Here is a 15,846-nt window from a genome sequence, read left to right as displayed (position 1 = left end):
TCCTATAAAAAAAAGCCAGCAATATGCTGACTTCTTTGTTTTGTGTAAAACTATTTTATTAGTATACCCACTCTTTAATAAGCTTAGAGTATTCAACTAATTCATTTTGATTGAAGAAAATACCGATTTCACGTTCTGCACTAGCAGGTGAATCTGAACCATGAATAATGTTTTTACCTACAGTTGCAGCATACTCACCACGGATCGTTCCTGGTGCTGAATCTTTTGGGTTTGTTGCTCCCATCATTTGACGAGCGGTAGCGATTACATTTTCGCCTTCCCAAACCATAGCGAATACTGGGCTTGAAGTGATGAAGTCTACTAATTCACCAAAGAAAGGACGTTCTTTGTGCTCAGCATAGTGAGTTTCAGCTTGGTCTTTACTCACTTGCATTAATTTAGCTCCAACTAATTGGAACCCCTTTTTTTCGAAACGTGAAACGATTTCACCAATTAAGTTACGTTGTACACCATCAGGTTTTACCATTAAATAAGTTCTTTCCATTATGCTCTACCTCACTTGATTTCAATTATGTATAAACAACACAGTTAGAATAGTAACATCAATTTATAAAATTATCAATAGTTTAAAATCTTGTTATATTATAAAAATTGAAATCGCTTCCAGATTATCGATTAACTTTAATCAATATAACTGATTAACTGGAGTTCTATACGTATCTAAAAAGCCAAAAGAGGCAGTTGTAAATGCACTAGCATTTTCCCCGCCTCTAGTTTTTTCGATTTCCAATATTTTTAGCAATTAATATTAACATTTCCTTTGCTTCACTATTAGGAAGGCTGTTGATACTGTTTAAAGATTTTTGTAAATATGCTTCACTAACTTTTCTTGCTGCTTTAATATATGTACTCTTGCGAATTTGATTTATTAGAGGTTTTACAGTTTCCGGATCGATACCTTCATAAACAGATTCAATTTTCTCTTTAAGAGCTAAATCATTCATCGCAAACAAGACAGGTAGTGTAATATTACCTTGAATTAAGTCGCTACCTGATGGTTTCCCTAATTCCTTCTCAGAAGCCGTAAAATCAAGAATATCGTCCATAATTTGAAAGGACATACCTAAATAGTAGCCGTAATCTTTTAGACATTTTTGAAAAGCTGGAGAGGCTCCTGATGCAATTGCACCAATTTCACAACTCGCTGAAATTAAAAGGGCAGTTTTTCGTTTAATTCTTCTTAAATAACATTTTAAATTTTGGTCAAAATTATATTTATCTTTTATTTGTTCAATTTCACCTAAACAAATCTCTAAAATAGTCTCAGATAGTTTTTGATGGGCCAATGGGATTTCGATTTCTGACATACATTCCAATGCTTTTGCAAATAAAAAATCCCCTGCATACATAGCAACACGATCATTGTAAGTTGAATTGATTGTCGGTTTACCTCTTCGTAAACTAGCTTCATCAATTACATCATCATGAACTAAAGATGCCATATGTATGATTTCCAAAGTAGCTGCTACATTTTTAATCGATTGAAGGTTATATTGTCCAAATTTAGCACTAAGCAATACAAAAACTGGTCTAATTCTTTTCCCACCAGATTCGAGCAACTGTACAGATGCATTTTTCAAAATTGGTTGAGAAGAATTGACTACTTTATGCAGCGTGCTCTCAATCTCATTAATGTCCTTTTTTAAATAAGAATATTTCCATTTAACCTTCATTCCGTTCACCTTACTATTCATCCCATTTTCTCGCTTTTTTGTAACTAGCTTTTTGGTTTAACACCTAAATGCATTGCTGCTACACCAAAAGTATAAGGTTTAATTTTTATTTTTTCTAAACCTGCTTTTTTGAAAAGATTTGCAAGTTCGTTCATTCCTGGAAACGTGCTTGCACTTTCTTGTAACCAAGAGTATTCTTTAAAGCTTTTAGCAAATATTTTCCCAAAAATCGGCATGATGTATTTAAAATACGCTTTATACACATGTCTAACACCAAATGCAGTCGGTTGTGATGTTTCTAAACAAACAACAATACCTCCAGGCTTTACAACTCTCGTCATTTCCTTCAACACTTGATAATAATCTGGAACATTTCTTAAACCAAATCCAATTGTAACAACATCAAAATAGTTGTCCTCAAATGGTAACTCCATAGCATTACCATGAATTAATTTTACTTGGTCTAAATGCATATTTTTAACTTTTTCTTCACCGATAGATAGCATATTTTTACTAAAGTCTAATCCTACTACTTCTCCATCTTTTCCAACTGTATTTGCAAGTGCAATTGTCCATTCACCAGTACCACAGCATACATCAAGCGCTTTCATACCTTTTTGAACATTCATAATTTTCATAGTTTGTTTGCGCCAAGCAATATGTCGTCTAAAACTAATAATACCATTCATTGTATCATATTTATTGTAAATCTTTTCAAACACGTCATGTACGCGTTCTTCTTTTGATTGAGTCATATAAACCCCCACTAAACTAATTACGATTACTTCTATGTAGATTAATTTTGTAATTGTATTATTTTTGATAATTCTTCTTTTGTTTTCGTTAAATCAACAATCCCCAATATTCTTTGAAATTGCGAAATAAAATCAGAGCAGTTTTCTACTGAAAATCGTTCGAATTCTTTTTTCAGTCTTGACATTAAACATTCTTGCTCAATATGCTTAATTGATTCTTCAGCTGATATAAATTTTGCAAAATGTACAAGAATAGTCGATTCGATTACAGTTATACAGTTGAAAAGATCTTCTAAAGAACTAAATTGTTCATGAACTAGATTGATCTTCTCTTCATTCATTTCTTTAACAGCATATGAAAGTTCTCGTATTAATCCAATCTCCCCAGTTTTAGATAGAGCATCGTAATATAGTCCACTATATAAGTCCCCTTCTAATACGGTTAATTGTTTCTTTTCTCGATCCATTGGTGTACCTTCAAATGTGGATACTTTTTCATGTGTATCTAATGCAATTTGATGAATCATCAAGGCTTTACAGTAATGTACAATTTTATCACTCGTAAAATTGTGTTCTTTTAATAAATTGATTAATAAAGTAACCTTTACATCATCAATGGTAGGTGCTTGAAGATGTTGATTTAAATATGGGTGTCTAATCGTATGTAAGATTTGAGTGATTACTTCATTTTTTAACTCGAGAATACTATTCATTATTTCCATCCATTCCATTTATAACTGATTTTTTCATTATACCATAAGTATTTTAGATGGTATAAGTTGATTGCTCAATCAACTTGCATTATTTATAAATGAATATTTTAAAAAAAGCAGGACTTCCGGCTTTTTAGACTGCCTATTAAAAGCCCTGCTTTTGATTATTTGATTCTATTTAGAAGAATGAATCATTGCAAGAATTTCATTTCTTCCTTGCACATCCTCTTTAAGTGATCCACGCACAGCAGTCGTAACAGTTTTTGAGCCTGGTTTTCTTACTCCACGCATAGACATACACATATGTTCTGCTTCAACAACTACCATTGCTCCGTGTGGTTGTAGCACGTCCATAATTGCATCAACTACTGAGGCAGTAATACGCTCTTGTAACTGAGGTCTTTTAGCTACTGTTTCTACAGTACGTGCTAATTTACTTAAACCAGTTACTCTACCATTTCTAGGTATATAAGCTACATGTGCAACTCCGTAAAAAGGTAATAGATGATGCTCGCACATTGAATGGAATGGAATATCTTTAACAAGAACTAATTCTTCATGATCTTCACCAAATACTTTATGTAAATGAGCTTTTTCATCTTGGCGCATCCCAGAGAATACTTCAGCATACATTTTCGCAACTCGTTTTGGCGTTTCGTAAATTCCTTCTCTATTTGGATCATCACCGATAGCTTCGAGAATTAGACGAACCGCTTGTTCAATTTTTTCTAAATTAACTTCATTCATTAATTGATCCCCCATGCTAAAAAAAATTCTAATATTCACTATCAGATTCGTTTTATTTTAACATAATTCTTTTTTTATAGGCAAAAAAAAGAAGGATACTTTCTTTTAGACTACCTAAAATCGACGCTTTCTTTGTCCAAAATTAATTATTAGTCCCTAAAACATAAGACTTTTTGGACTTTTTTAGCAAAAAAAGAAGGATGCTTTTTTAGCATCCTTCTTTTTCGCTTAAATTATGTAATTATTTTACTGCATCCTTAAGCGCTTTACCAGGTTTGAAAGCTGGAACTTTACTAGCTGCGATTTCGATTTCCTCGCCAGTTTGTGGATTACGTCCTTTACGAGCTGCACGCTCACGAACTTCAAAGTTACCAAATCCGATTAATTGTACTTTATCCCCGTTTTGTAACGCACCAAGAATTGATTCGAATACAGCGTCTACTGCTAAAGTAGCTTGTTTTTTAGTTAATTCACCAGCTTCAGCAACTGCATTGATTAAATCTGTTTTGTTCATGTCTTTCACCTCCTCCCAAAATTTTAGATGTTTCTTAATTTCATTTGTGACCAAAATTTTAAATTTTATACAACAAATTCCAATTAATTTCTTTGTCATGCCTTATATTATACGATTCTACGGCTTTTTTCAATATGTTTTATAAGAAAATGTTGGAATTACTCGAAAACAGGTGGTGATTTTTCTGAAAAGTTCCTTTTTCGTCTTCAATTTTCTAATAAGTACTTCTGGAGGTACGATGATTACTGAATTATTCGGCATTTTATAAAATTTATTGATGATTTTTAATAAATTTATATTTGTTGAATTTTGTCGAATAACATTTATTTTCTCTTGCTAATTTTTTGTGATTTTTTTAAAACGTTCATTTCACCAGATAAAATATAAGCATTTAGATTTTCTAAAAATACATGTTTATATTTTGCTAACACAAAAAAAATCAGATGGTTTTGACCACCTGATCAATTAATGATTAAAGGATAATTGCAATTAAGCCGCCACTTCCTTCGTTAATAATTCTTTCTAAAGTTTCTTTCAATTTATATCTTGCATTTTCAGGCATTAGAGAAAGTTTCGCTTGGATGCCTTCACGTACGATTGAACTTAATGAACGTCCAAATATATCTGAGTTCCAAATTGATAATGGATTATCTTCAAAATCTTGCATTAAGTATTTAACAAGTTCTTCACTTTGTTTTTCAGTTCCGATAATTGGTTCAAACGTTGACTCAACATCAACTTTAATCATATGAATAGAAGGCGCTACTGCTTTTAATTTGACACCAAACCTTGAACCATGGCGTATAATTTCTGGCTCATCTAAGCTCATATCTAAAAGCGAAGGTGCAGCAACTCCATATCCTGTTTGTTTAACCATTCTTAAGGCATCTGCTACTTGATCATACTCTTGTTTTGCGTGAGCGAAATCTTGCATTAATTCTAATAAATGATCTTTACCGCGAATTTCTACTCCCACTACTTCTTTTAAGACTTGATCATATAACTCATCTGGTGCGGATAAATCAATTTCTGCAACCCCTTGCCCCATATCTATTCCAGCAAGTTGTGCATGTTCAATAAATTCATAATCACTAAATTGGCCAACTACATAATCTACATCTCTTAATCGTTTAATATCTTTAACTGTTTCTTGAATTGCTTCTTGATAGCTTTGGCGTAGCCAGTGATTTTCTTTTAAAACTAAGACCCAGCTAGGTAAGTTTACGTTCACTTCGAGGACTGGGAATTCGTATAAAGCTTCGCGAAGTACGTTCATAACGTCTCCTTCGCGCATTGCTTCAACACTTAATGCGATGACAGGAATATCGTACTTTTCTGATAGTTCTTGTCTAAGTGCCTCTGTATTAGGATGATATGGCTGAGAAGAGTTGATCACCATAATGAAAGGCTTTCCAACTTCTTTTAATTCAGCAACTACACGTTCCTCTGCTTCGATATAATCGTATCTAGCAATTTCTCCAATTGTGCCATCTGTTGTTACAACAACTCCAATTGTTGAATGCTCTTGAATAACTTTTCTTGTACCGATTTCTGCCGCTTCATTAAATGGAATCGGTTCTTCATACCAAGGAGTGCTAATCATTCTAGGACCATTTTCATCCTCATATCCTTTAGCCCCTGGTACACTATAACCAACGCAATCAACTAATCGAATATTTACATCTAACCCATCCGCTACATGAATTTTTACGCCTTGATTCGGAACGAATTTTGGTTCAGTAGTCATTATTGTTTTACCTGCTGCACTTTGAGGTAATTCATCATGTGCTCTAGCACGGTCAGCTTCATTTTGAATATTAGGGATTACAACTGCTTCCATAAAGCGTTTAATAAATGTTGATTTACCAGTACGCACAGCACCTACAACACCTAAGTAGATATCTCCTCCTGTGCGCTCGGCAATGTCTTTAAAAATATCTATCTTTTCCATGTGTTCCCCTCCCGATTTATCAATACATGGGAATAATTGACTTGAAGTAGTATACCTATGACAATATCATTCTATGATGTTGTCCTAGTGAGTTATGACAAGATTTTTTATTTTTTCTTTTTATTCACTTGGGATCAAATAAAATAATCCTTCGATAAAATGTATTCTTTTATCAAAGGATTATGATTTATATTATTTATTTTTGTTCTAAAAACACTGGTTGTCCATCTTTAATCGTATATGGAAGTGAGTATGCAGGCACGATTGGTGAGTCTTTTACTAAAATAGAACGAATATCTTCACCAAACTTATAATTTTTTGCTTCTTTAATTTTTGCATATAAATCAGTTGAGTAGTCAACATAAAACTCCCCATCATTCCCCATGACGATTGGTAAGTTCTTATTACTATAAGGACTGACTACAAATGGTTCTTGTTTGAAACCCATCTTTTTATAGTTTAATAGAAAAACACCATTAGCCAATGTTTTCTTGATTGGTGGATAAGTATGTTTATCTTTATAAACTTGTACTCTTAATGAAACATCTCTTAGTTTTTCTGCAATTCTAAGATCGACTAATTTAACAGTCGGATTCTTCTCTGCATCTACTAATACGTACTGGAAGATCCCACCATTTTCATAAGAATTACCAGGTGCATCACTTAAATAGCCAGGTGTTAGTTTTGTAAAATCAATTGGATATTTAATATAAATAGGTGTACTCATATCCTTGTTTTTAATCGGTAACATTCCTGAATTGTTTTCCTTAAATTTATTAACTGCAGTTTGAACAGATTGCAATTGATCATCATATGGTACTTGATTTTGTGCAAGTTTATCTTGTGGATATAAACAGCCACTCAATAGACTGATAACAAAGCACATTAGAATGGAAAGAAATAGCTTTTTCATGTTAGTCCCCTTTATTCTAAATTAACTAGGCCAGCTTAATACGATATATGTAATTAAAATCCCAGAAATAATTAAAGACATATAAGCAATGAAGGCTGTAATCATTTTTAAAAATTTTATTTTTATTTTGTTTCTACTCAAGAAAATTAAAAATAATGATAAAAGCATTAATCCGATTCCAACAAAAGAAATAATTTCATTAATATGTGCCGAGTTCATTATGTTCCCCCTATGTATTTTCTACCATTATTATAGTATCAAAATAATCACATGATTTGAATTAAAATCTTTTTAATCCTATTAAGACATTATCGACTTATTTAATGCTTACGTATACTTGTCTGTTTTAAATTTATTTCCTGCTTCATAAAAAACCATTAGAACATATTCACTATTTACACTCTTTACAAACACCATCAAAATACCTCCTTGATAAAAACCATCCAAGGAGGATACAGGACCATTCACATATTTAAAAGGACAAAATAAAAAGAAAGAAAAAGTATAAATATACTCCTTCTTTCTTCGAAGCAAACTGGGGCAATTGCTTCGTAATCATCCTCGACTAACACCCACCAGAATACATCCGGTATAAGTCATTCTATAGTATGCGAAAATGTATGATTATGCACTAAATACATCGCTGAAGAATAAGCCCAATTATTTTTGTTTAAACATATTTGTTAATGATTGAAAATCTAATGGCATATTATTCGTAACAATCGCTTGAACGATTTTGTCTTCTTTTTCCTTAGAAACTTGACGACCTGTCATCAATGCAATTTGACGGACTAGTTTTCTAACTGTTGCTTCATCTTTAAAGTTTGCATCTTTTACTGAATCAGCGACTTTAAAAATATCTGATTTGCTTACATTTGCTTTCTTTTCAATCTTATCGAAGAAACCATTTGGATTATTATTAGTCACCATTCAAACCTCCTTCTTTTCTATACAACATATGCTATGCAAAAAAAGAGAAATGGTGAAACGCCTATTTTTAGTCCACATAAGAAAAAGCATTAAAACAAAGTTTTAATGCTTTTAAACTATCTATTTTAATAAAATTAATTACTCAGCAAGATCGCTAATATAATTTGAAGTACTTTCGCCCTCGTGTTTTTTTACACGAGACATAAGTGCATCAACTGCTAATTTTGGATTTTTATTTTCAAATAATACTGCGTGTAATTCATTAACAATTGGCATCTCTACATTTACTTGTTTTGCTAATTGATATGCAGCCTTTGTCGTTCGAACTCCTTCAACGACCATACCCATATTATCTAATACCTCGTCTAACGATTTGCCTTTCCCTAATAAATTACCAGCTCTCCAGTTACGGCTATGTACACTCGTACAAGTTACGATTAAGTCGCCCATTCCAGTTAAACCTGCAAAAGTTTGAGTATTAGCTCCCATAGCCTTACCTAAACGAATTATTTCTGCAAGTCCACGTGTCATTAAAGCCGCCTTCGCGTTGTCGCCATAACCAAGTCCGTCAGTAATACCAGCAGCAAGTGCGATAATATTCTTTAAGGCTCCACCAATTTCTACACCAATTACATCTTCGTTTGTGTATACACGGAAATAACCATTTGAGAATAATTCCTGAACAACTTCCGCATCTTCCATATTTTTAGATGCCGATGTTACAGTCGTTGGATGTCTTAAAGCAACTTCTTCAGCATGACTTGGACCTGATAATACAACTACTGATTTTAAGAATTTCGAATCTATTTCTTCAGAGATCATTTCTGAAACACGCTTAGAAGTATCAGGCTCAATCCCTTTACTTGCATGGATTATTGTAACCTCGTTCGTTAATTCATTATTTAGTTGTTGGCAAACTTCTCTTATTGCTTTGGTCGGAACAACAAGCAAAATATAGTTAGCTCCATTTATAGCTTCCTTTAAATTGACCGATGCTTTTAAATTTTGAGGTAAATTAATTTCCGGCAAATATCTTTTATTAGTATGTTGTTCATTTATTTCATTTATTTGTTCGGATTTATTTCCCCATAAAGTAACCGTATGCCCATTATCTGATAAAACCATGGCTAAAGCAGTTCCCCAACTACCCGCACCTAAAACAGCGATTTTTTCCAATTCAACACTCCCCTTCATAAAGAATCCATATTTCACATCGAATTTAAGCTCGTGCACGACCGATAATCTTAATTGGAGATCCCTCAAAATCAAAAGCATCTCTAATACGATTTTCTAAGAAACGCTCATAACTAAAGTGAAGTAATTCAGGATCATTTACAAAAACAACAAATGTTGGTGGTTTAATTGCTACTTGAGTTGCATAATACACTCTTAATCTTTGTCCATTATGTGTTGGTGTTGGATTCATCGCAATTGCATCCATAATAACATCATTTAATACATTTGTTGGAACGCGTAAACTATGGCTTTCACACGCTTTATTAATCATTGGTAATAAAGTTTGAGTTCTTTTCTTCGTTTTAGCTGATAGGAATACAATTGGAGCATAGTCTAAGAATTGGAAATGTGCTCGAATGTTTTCAATGAATTCATTCATCGTTTTTTCATCTTTTTCTACTGCATCCCATTTATTAACAACAATAACAACTGATCTACCTGCTTGATGTGCATATCCAGCTATCTTCTTATCTTGTTCAATAATACCTTCTTCACCATCTAATACGACTAAGACGACATCTGATCTCTCAATTGCACGTAAAGCACGTAGTACGCTGTATTTTTCCGTACTTTCATAAACTTTACCTTTTTTTCTCATACCAGCTGTATCGATAATAACGTAGTCTTGGCCATCTTTTGAATAAGGTGTATCGACAGCATCACGTGTAGTTCCAGCCACATTACTTACGATTACACGATCTTGACCTAATAATGCATTTACTAAAGAAGACTTCCCTACATTTGGTCGTCCAATTAAACTGAATTTAATTGTCTCCTCATCGTAATTTTCATCTTCTTGGTCAGGGAAATGTTTTACTACTTCATCAAGTAAATCACCTAGTCCTAAACCATGTGAACCTGAGATTGGAAATACTTCTCCAAATCCTAATGCATAGAAGTCGTAAATATCACTTCTCATTTCTGGATTATCGACTTTATTAACTGCTAATACTACCGGTTTTTTTGTTTTATAAAGGATTTTAGCAACTTCCTCATCAGCCGCTGTAACACCCTCACGACCATTTGTTAGAAATATAATAACATCCGCTTCATCCATTGCGATTTCAGCTTGTTGACGAATTTGCTCTAAAAATGGCTCATCACCAATGTCAATTCCACCTGTATCGATTAAACTAAATTCTTGATTTAACCACTCTCCTGAACTGTAAATACGATCACGAGTAACCCCTGGAATATCTTCTACAATTGAAATTCTTTCTCCCACTATCCTATTAAAAATAGTTGATTTCCCTACATTTGGTCGTCCAACTATTGCAACTGTCGGTTTAGACATTTAATTCATCCTTCCTAGCATAACTATGTACCATTTAAATCATCTAAATGAGTTTTAGTTTTGTTTTAAAAATTGATTTATTTAAATAACTTATCTATTTTAACAAAAAATATGAGAAAAGACCAATACACTTCAACTTTTTAGTAATTTTCTGTTTTTGAGACTTATTTTTGATACGTAAACTGCTATGAATTGAATTGCTGACAATAATAAAATGGACATAATTAAAGTATCAAACCAATTTAAATCTCCAATTATATATTTAAAATTAATCGACTTAAACGTAAAATAATTAAAAATGTCTCCCTGAACTAGACCAATTGTTATATAACGCATTTTGTCAAAATAGGATTTACTTAAAAAGAAAGAAAGTACTATTACAAAAAATGAACTGATTATCCTCTCATCAATAAAAAAACTTGCAGGATCATAAATCGAAAGCAGTGTAACTACACTAAATGTCATGCCTATAATCAGGCCTTTAAAGAAATGCACTATTTGTTCAATAAAATTTAATAAACTAATAAAGTAGCTTATGATAAAAATTATAATGATATATGAAAAATTTATTTCAATTGAAAATAGATCAATTGTGTAAGCTGAACCGCTAATTAATATAAGTACTCCCGCTAAATACAAGAAATTCTTCTTAGTTCGATCCCGAAAAATCAAAAGAAATAAAACAGTCATCCAAGAAGTAATGATAAATAGACTACCTTGCACACGAAAACCTCCTAATAGTACTAGTATGAACAATTCATATTTCAAAAATAATCAAAAAGAAAAGAAAGTGTATAAGAAGTTGCATTTAAAACGAATCTATAAATGAGATATTTTTGGAGGTGAAACGAGTGGGAAAAGATCGTCAAGAAAAGAAGCTTAAACAATCTAGAAGAGTTGAATCTGATCGAGATCAAAGCATTCATAACAAAGGTGCTACGCGTTTAGACACACCTGAGGAAGCAAGAGCAGAAAATCAACATAACTAAAATGTTCGAATTAAAAATCCTTCAGCAAATGGCTGAAGGATTTTTTATTATTTTTTAAATTTATTTAATTTATCACCAAGTAATTCGCTTAATTGGAAACCACTTTCACTTGGTTGTACGTATTTAGCAATATCCTCTTGAAGTTCAGCTTCACCAGCTTCTTTAATGCTTAATGATAAGCGTTTTTCAGTAGGATTAATTTCTAAAACTTTTACTTTTACTTCTTGACCAACTGTTAGGACTTCGTTTGGATTTTTAATATGTTTATCAGCAATTTGAGAAACATGAACTAATCCTTCAATTCCATTTTGAACTTCTACAAATGCACCAAAGTTTGTAAGACGTTTTACAGTCCCTTCAACTACTGCTTCTGCTTTAATGCTTGGATTTAATTGATCCCATGGTCCTGGCTGAATTGCTTTCATTGATAAAGCAATACGGTTTGTATCAGAGTCAATTGAAAGAACTTGAACTTTTACAGTATCACCTACAGCTACAATCTCTTCAGGCTTTGTAACGCGTTTATGAGACATTTGAGATACATGGACTAAACCATCAACACCACCAATATTTACAAAAGCACCGAAATTAGTTAATCTTTCTACCTTACCTTCAACGATTTGCCCTACTTTAATAGAAGAGTATGCTTGACGGCGATTTTCAATTTCATTTAATTGCTCAACAGCTTTATGAGATAGGATTACTCGATTTTTTTCGCGATCTAGTTCTTCAATCACTACTTCAAGCGATTGACCAACATAGCTACCTAAATCTTCAACGAATTTTTTTGAAACAAGTGAAGCAGGAATAAATCCACGAACGCCTACGTCTGCAATTAGTCCTCCGTTTACTTGCTCTGTAACGATCACTTCAAAAACTTCTTTACTAGCTAATTTTCCTTCTAATTGTTCCCAAGCTTTAACAGAATCTACAGCACGTTTAGAAAAAACAACTGTATCTTCCTCAACTTTAATAACCTTTAATTCAATTTCTTGTCCTACAGTTAGCGCGTCATTTACATTTTCAATATGTACGTTTGAAATTTCTTTTATTGGAAGAATACCATCTGTTTTTCCACCGAACCCTACGATTGCTTGCTTATCTTCAATTTGTTCTACTACACATGAGATAATTTCCCCAACTTCTGGCATTACTTTTTCAACCATGTCATATTCCTCCTTATGTTTTAAAAATGGATAGACCAATTATGTATTATCCTCTTTTACCTTCTAATAAATAAGCAGAAAAGTCAAGAAATCTGATGACTAATTCTTCTAAATATTTTTTATTTTATCTTCAACAATCGTTAATATTTCATTTACAACATCATCAATGTTTTTAGATGTAGTATCTAATGAGATTGCATCATCAGCCTTTTTCAATGGTGATACTTCTCTTTCCGAGTCAATTCGGTCTCTTGTTGCTATTTCTATTTTCAATTGTTCTAAATCACTTTCAAAACCGTTTTTAACGTTTTCAATATGTCTTCTTTGAGCTCGTTCATCCACAGAAGCAATCATAAAAATCTTAACTTCTGCACCAACTAATACATGAGTCCCAATATCTCTTCCATCCATTACAACCCCACCATTTACGGCATATTCACGTTGTAAATCGACCATTTTTTCACGAACTAAACTATGTTTTGCAACAAATGATACATTTCTAGTTACTTCTGGTGTTCTTATTGGCTCTGAAACATCAACATCATCAATGAAAACTTTTTGAGTGCCTTCTTCCGGAATTAACTTAATCGTTATATTTGAAAGTAAGTTACTTAAATCCATCTCGTTATTTACATCAATATTGTTTTGAATCGCTTTAAAGGTTAGAGCACGGTACATTGCACCAGTGTCTATATAAACATATCCTAATTTTTTTGCAACAATTTTTGCAACTGTACTTTTACCGGCAGCTGCTGGTCCATCTATCGCTATACTAATTTTTTTACTCATAAGTCCTCCTACATAAAAAAAGTGCTACTTCAATAGCAACCTTTAATCTTATCATGTCCTAAAAAAATAAAAACAAATAAAAATAAAGCAGGCTAGCCTGCTTTAATTTATATTACCATATGATTCCGACGAATTCATCTATTTACCAATATGATTATATACTTCTCTCGTTACGTCTTTAGCTTTTTGCGTAACGCCTTCATATAATTCAATTTTCGTTAAATAGACAGAAAGACTAGGGAATGATAAGACGTATTGACTTATAACTAAACAAAATAATTGAATAATAATTAATTTAAATAGTATTCGTTCGATTCTTTTCATTTAAAATCATACCTTTTTTATTACCAGTATGATTAGATTCATTTAATTTTATACACAATTTTGAATTTAAGTTTTAATTCATTTAACTTTTAACTGTATTAATCAAAAAAAACTTGTCAATAAATTACAAAATTTTCGTAAAAGGAGTAGAGTGATGTTGATTTCCACTACAGGATGCTCGCTTTCCATGTGGCGAGATTCTTTAGCCTCCTCGGCAAGCCTGTGGGGTCTTTAGCCTTCCCGTATAACCCATAGGAATCGATCATCCCTCCAAAACTAGCTCTTAAATATTTTTAACTTTTTAAAAATAAAAAGCACTAGATTTTGTTGACTTTTTAAAACTGTCATATTAACTTTTAAAAGCCTTAATAGACTATAAAGAAATTAAATATACAATCAAAGAGTTTTACTTAATATACGTTTGAACATTTGTGTTTCAACACCAAAAAAACGTGCTATGCACGTTTTTGAGAAATGTATAAATAAGTAAAATTATTTAGAGAATCCTTCGAGAATATCATTCACTTCGGATGCTAACATAACAGTTAATTTAATTCTTGCCTTTTTGCTATCATAATCTTTACCTAAAATAACACCTTTATTAACTAAATCATAGGCACTTCCGTAATAATCATAAGTCGGATATACTTCGCCTTCTTCAGAACTTGTTGTGATGACTACTTTAATGCCATCTTTAACCGCTTTTTCGATTTCTTCAGTCATATGTGGAGATACTTGTCCTCTTCCAACGCCTTCAAGGACAATACCTTTAGCTCCATTTTCAACAGCTGCTTTAATTAAATATCCTTTAGCTTCAATATAACATTTAATTATATCAACTTGAGGTAACTCACTTGTAATTTTGTATTTATCCTTTAATACCGGTTTTTGATAGATATGTACTTTATCGTTATCGATAATACCTAGGTATCCGAATCCAAATACGTTAAATCCTTGAATATTAGATGCATGTTCTTTTTTAACATATTTTGCAGTAAAAATACGTTCATTAAAGACAACAACTGTACCAACGTTTCGAGTAGATTCGTCAGATGCAGTATAAATTGCATGTCTTAAATTGATAAAAGCATCTGTACCTAATTCTCCTGGTGATCTTTGAGAGCCAGTAATAACAACTGGACGATCGTCGTCAATTGTTAAATCTAAAAAGTAAGCCGTTTCTTCTAACGTATCAGTTCCATGGGTAACGACAACCCCATCGATAGTTTCGTCTTGATAATATTCTTCAATTTTATTCTTTAATAACATCCAATGTTCGAAGCCTATGTGCATACTTGGAACTTGGAAAAAAGAATCAACAATTACATTTATATCTTTTGGTAAATTGAGCATTTCTGCAATTTCTTGACCTGACAATGCTCCAGAATCTAATTTACCTGATTCTGCATTTGGTTTACTTGCAATCGTTCCACCTGTTGTTATTAATACTACTTTTTTCATTTTAAGCACCTCATTTCACATGAAATTATAACATTTTAAAATTATTTAAGTAAACAGAAAACGGCTCGAAAATCTTTAATAAAAAAAACGTAGCTTAGCTACGTTTCAAAAACATTCTTGTAAATTAAATTATCAAATTTTCGTAAAAGGAGTAGAGTGATGTTGATTTCCACTACAGGATGCTCGCTTTCCATGGGGCAAGATTCTTTAGCCTCCTCGGCAAGCCTGCGGGGTCTTTAGCCTTCCCGCTTATCCCATAGGAGTCGAGCACCCCTTCGTTCCAATCAACTTATTCATCGAAAAAAGTCTGCAATAAACCCTAATCAAATATCCTTTACTTAGAGTAACCTAACTATTGTATATTAATCAG

18 protein-coding genes are annotated in these 15,846 nt (G+C 32.4%); 1 reads left to right on the top strand and 17 read right to left on the bottom strand.

Features of this window, described 5'->3' with window-relative positions:
- Positions 1–58: 58 nt before the first annotated feature.
- The 13 genes from ndk to BM319_RS01010 form a co-directional block, all read right to left on the bottom strand.
- The gene (gene ndk / locus BM319_RS01070; RefSeq protein WP_069031869.1) at positions 59–505 is read right to left on the bottom strand and encodes a nucleoside-diphosphate kinase; all 447 of its coding nucleotides are present in this window, start codon (positions 503–505) and stop codon (positions 59–61) included.
- A 226-nt stretch (positions 506–731) separates the two neighbouring features.
- Positions 732–1,694 (bottom strand): heptaprenyl diphosphate synthase component II, encoded by a 963-nt coding sequence (hepT, locus tag BM319_RS01065; protein WP_091021085.1) that lies wholly within the window; start codon positions 1,692–1,694, stop codon positions 732–734.
- Between the two features lie 44 nt (positions 1,695–1,738).
- Positions 1,739–2,449, bottom strand: coding sequence for a demethylmenaquinone methyltransferase (locus BM319_RS01060; protein WP_069031867.1), 711 nt, complete (start codon positions 2,447–2,449; stop codon positions 1,739–1,741).
- A 41-nt stretch (positions 2,450–2,490) separates the two neighbouring features.
- Positions 2,491–3,162 (bottom strand): heptaprenyl diphosphate synthase component 1, encoded by a 672-nt coding sequence (locus BM319_RS01055; RefSeq protein WP_069031866.1) that lies wholly within the window; start codon positions 3,160–3,162, stop codon positions 2,491–2,493.
- 174 nt (positions 3,163–3,336) lie between these two features.
- The gene (gene folE / locus BM319_RS01050; RefSeq protein WP_069031865.1) at positions 3,337–3,909 is read right to left on the bottom strand and encodes a GTP cyclohydrolase I FolE; all 573 of its coding nucleotides are present in this window, start codon (positions 3,907–3,909) and stop codon (positions 3,337–3,339) included.
- 241 nt (positions 3,910–4,150) lie between these two features.
- Positions 4,151–4,423: a non-specific DNA-binding protein Hbs gene (hbs, locus tag BM319_RS01045; RefSeq protein ID WP_056466694.1), complete on the bottom strand. Its 273-nt coding sequence runs from the start codon at positions 4,421–4,423 to the stop codon at positions 4,151–4,153.
- 472 nt (positions 4,424–4,895) lie between these two features.
- A complete protein-coding gene (gene spoIVA / locus BM319_RS01040) occupies positions 4,896–6,374 on the bottom strand; it encodes a stage IV sporulation protein A (protein WP_069031864.1) in 1,479 nt (492 codons plus the stop codon).
- Between the two features lie 196 nt (positions 6,375–6,570).
- Positions 6,571–7,287: a YphF family lipoprotein gene (locus tag BM319_RS01035; protein ID WP_069031863.1), complete on the bottom strand. Its 717-nt coding sequence runs from the start codon at positions 7,285–7,287 to the stop codon at positions 6,571–6,573.
- A 21-nt stretch (positions 7,288–7,308) separates the two neighbouring features.
- A complete protein-coding gene (locus BM319_RS01030; protein ID WP_069031862.1) occupies positions 7,309–7,506 on the bottom strand; it encodes a DUF2768 domain-containing protein in 198 nt (65 codons plus the stop codon).
- Positions 7,507–7,947: 441 nt separating this feature from the next.
- Positions 7,948–8,217, bottom strand: coding sequence for a stage VI sporulation protein F (locus tag BM319_RS01025; RefSeq protein WP_056466710.1), 270 nt, complete (start codon positions 8,215–8,217; stop codon positions 7,948–7,950).
- 138 nt (positions 8,218–8,355) lie between these two features.
- Entirely contained in the window at positions 8,356–9,393 is a 1,038-nt protein-coding gene (locus tag BM319_RS01020) for an NAD(P)H-dependent glycerol-3-phosphate dehydrogenase (RefSeq protein ID WP_069031861.1), read from the bottom strand.
- A gap of 43 nt (positions 9,394–9,436) precedes the next feature.
- Positions 9,437–10,747 (bottom strand): ribosome biogenesis GTPase Der, encoded by a 1,311-nt coding sequence (gene der, locus BM319_RS01015; protein ID WP_069031860.1) that lies wholly within the window; start codon positions 10,745–10,747, stop codon positions 9,437–9,439.
- A gap of 132 nt (positions 10,748–10,879) precedes the next feature.
- Complete coding sequence (locus BM319_RS01010) at positions 10,880–11,470, bottom strand: YphA family membrane protein (RefSeq protein ID WP_069031859.1); 591 nt, start codon at positions 11,468–11,470, stop codon at positions 10,880–10,882.
- Between the two features lie 128 nt (positions 11,471–11,598).
- Between BM319_RS01010 and BM319_RS01005 the strand changes: the two genes are divergently transcribed.
- Positions 11,599–11,736, top strand: a complete 138-nt coding sequence (locus tag BM319_RS01005; RefSeq protein WP_069031858.1) for a YpzI family protein — start codon at positions 11,599–11,601, stop codon at positions 11,734–11,736.
- 47 nt (positions 11,737–11,783) lie between these two features.
- Here the strand turns inward: BM319_RS01005 and rpsA are convergent, their stop codons facing one another.
- The 4 genes from rpsA to BM319_RS00985 all read right to left on the bottom strand — a co-directional run bounded on the left by rpsA (position 11,784) and on the right by BM319_RS00985 (position 15,476).
- Positions 11,784–12,902 carry a 30S ribosomal protein S1 gene (rpsA, locus tag BM319_RS01000; RefSeq protein ID WP_069031857.1) on the bottom strand — a complete coding sequence of 373 codons (1,119 nt, stop codon included), beginning with the start codon at positions 12,900–12,902 and terminating at the stop codon, positions 11,784–11,786.
- 108 nt (positions 12,903–13,010) lie between these two features.
- The gene (gene cmk, locus BM319_RS00995; RefSeq protein WP_069031856.1) at positions 13,011–13,691 is read right to left on the bottom strand and encodes a (d)CMP kinase; all 681 of its coding nucleotides are present in this window, start codon (positions 13,689–13,691) and stop codon (positions 13,011–13,013) included.
- 138 nt (positions 13,692–13,829) lie between these two features.
- Complete coding sequence (locus tag BM319_RS00990) at positions 13,830–14,015, bottom strand: DUF5359 family protein (protein ID WP_069031855.1); 186 nt, start codon at positions 14,013–14,015, stop codon at positions 13,830–13,832.
- Positions 14,016–14,507: 492 nt separating this feature from the next.
- Positions 14,508–15,476: an asparaginase gene (locus BM319_RS00985; RefSeq protein ID WP_069031854.1), complete on the bottom strand. Its 969-nt coding sequence runs from the start codon at positions 15,474–15,476 to the stop codon at positions 14,508–14,510.
- Positions 15,477–15,846 lie beyond the last annotated feature (370 nt).

Origin of the sequence: Bacillus sp. UNCCL81 (assembly GCF_900112535.1) — a bacterium.
Lineage (GTDB): Bacteria > Bacillota > Bacilli > Bacillales > Bacillaceae_G > Gottfriedia > Gottfriedia luciferensis_B.
This window is presented reverse-complemented; position numbering and strand designations above follow the sequence as displayed.

Excerpts from the sequence above, each read along its gene's own strand:
- BM319_RS01055 (WP_069031866.1), bottom strand. The coding sequence starts at position 3,162 with ATGAATAGTATTCTCGAGTTAAAAAATGAAGTAATCACTCAAATCTTA.
- cmk (WP_069031856.1), bottom strand. The coding sequence starts at position 13,691 with ATGAGTAAAAAAATTAGTATAGCGATAGATGGACCAGCAGCTGCCGGT.
- hepT (WP_091021085.1), bottom strand. The coding sequence starts at position 1,694 with ATGAAGGTTAAATGGAAATATTCTTATTTAAAAAAGGACATTAATGAG.
- BM319_RS01030 (WP_069031862.1), bottom strand. The coding sequence starts at position 7,506 with ATGAACTCGGCACATATTAATGAAATTATTTCTTTTGTTGGAATCGGA.
- ndk (WP_069031869.1), bottom strand. The coding sequence starts at position 505 with ATGGAAAGAACTTATTTAATGGTAAAACCTGATGGTGTACAACGTAAC.
- BM319_RS01060 (WP_069031867.1), bottom strand. The coding sequence starts at position 2,449 with ATGACTCAATCAAAAGAAGAACGCGTACATGACGTGTTTGAAAAGATT.
- der (WP_069031860.1), bottom strand. The coding sequence starts at position 10,747 with ATGTCTAAACCGACAGTTGCAATAGTTGGACGACCAAATGTAGGGAAA.
- folE (WP_069031865.1), bottom strand. The coding sequence starts at position 3,909 with ATGAATGAAGTTAATTTAGAAAAAATTGAACAAGCGGTTCGTCTAATT.
- hbs (WP_056466694.1), bottom strand. The coding sequence starts at position 4,423 with ATGAACAAAACAGATTTAATCAATGCAGTTGCTGAAGCTGGTGAATTA.
- BM319_RS01025 (WP_056466710.1), bottom strand. The coding sequence starts at position 8,217 with ATGGTGACTAATAATAATCCAAATGGTTTCTTCGATAAGATTGAAAAG.
- rpsA (WP_069031857.1), bottom strand. The coding sequence starts at position 12,902 with ATGGTTGAAAAAGTAATGCCAGAAGTTGGGGAAATTATCTCATGTGTA.
- BM319_RS00985 (WP_069031854.1), bottom strand. The coding sequence starts at position 15,476 with ATGAAAAAAGTAGTATTAATAACAACAGGTGGAACGATTGCAAGTAAA.
- BM319_RS01035 (WP_069031863.1), bottom strand. The coding sequence starts at position 7,287 with ATGAAAAAGCTATTTCTTTCCATTCTAATGTGCTTTGTTATCAGTCTA.
- BM319_RS00990 (WP_069031855.1), bottom strand. The coding sequence starts at position 14,015 with ATGAAAAGAATCGAACGAATACTATTTAAATTAATTATTATTCAATTA.
- spoIVA (WP_069031864.1), bottom strand. The coding sequence starts at position 6,374 with ATGGAAAAGATAGATATTTTTAAAGACATTGCCGAGCGCACAGGAGGA.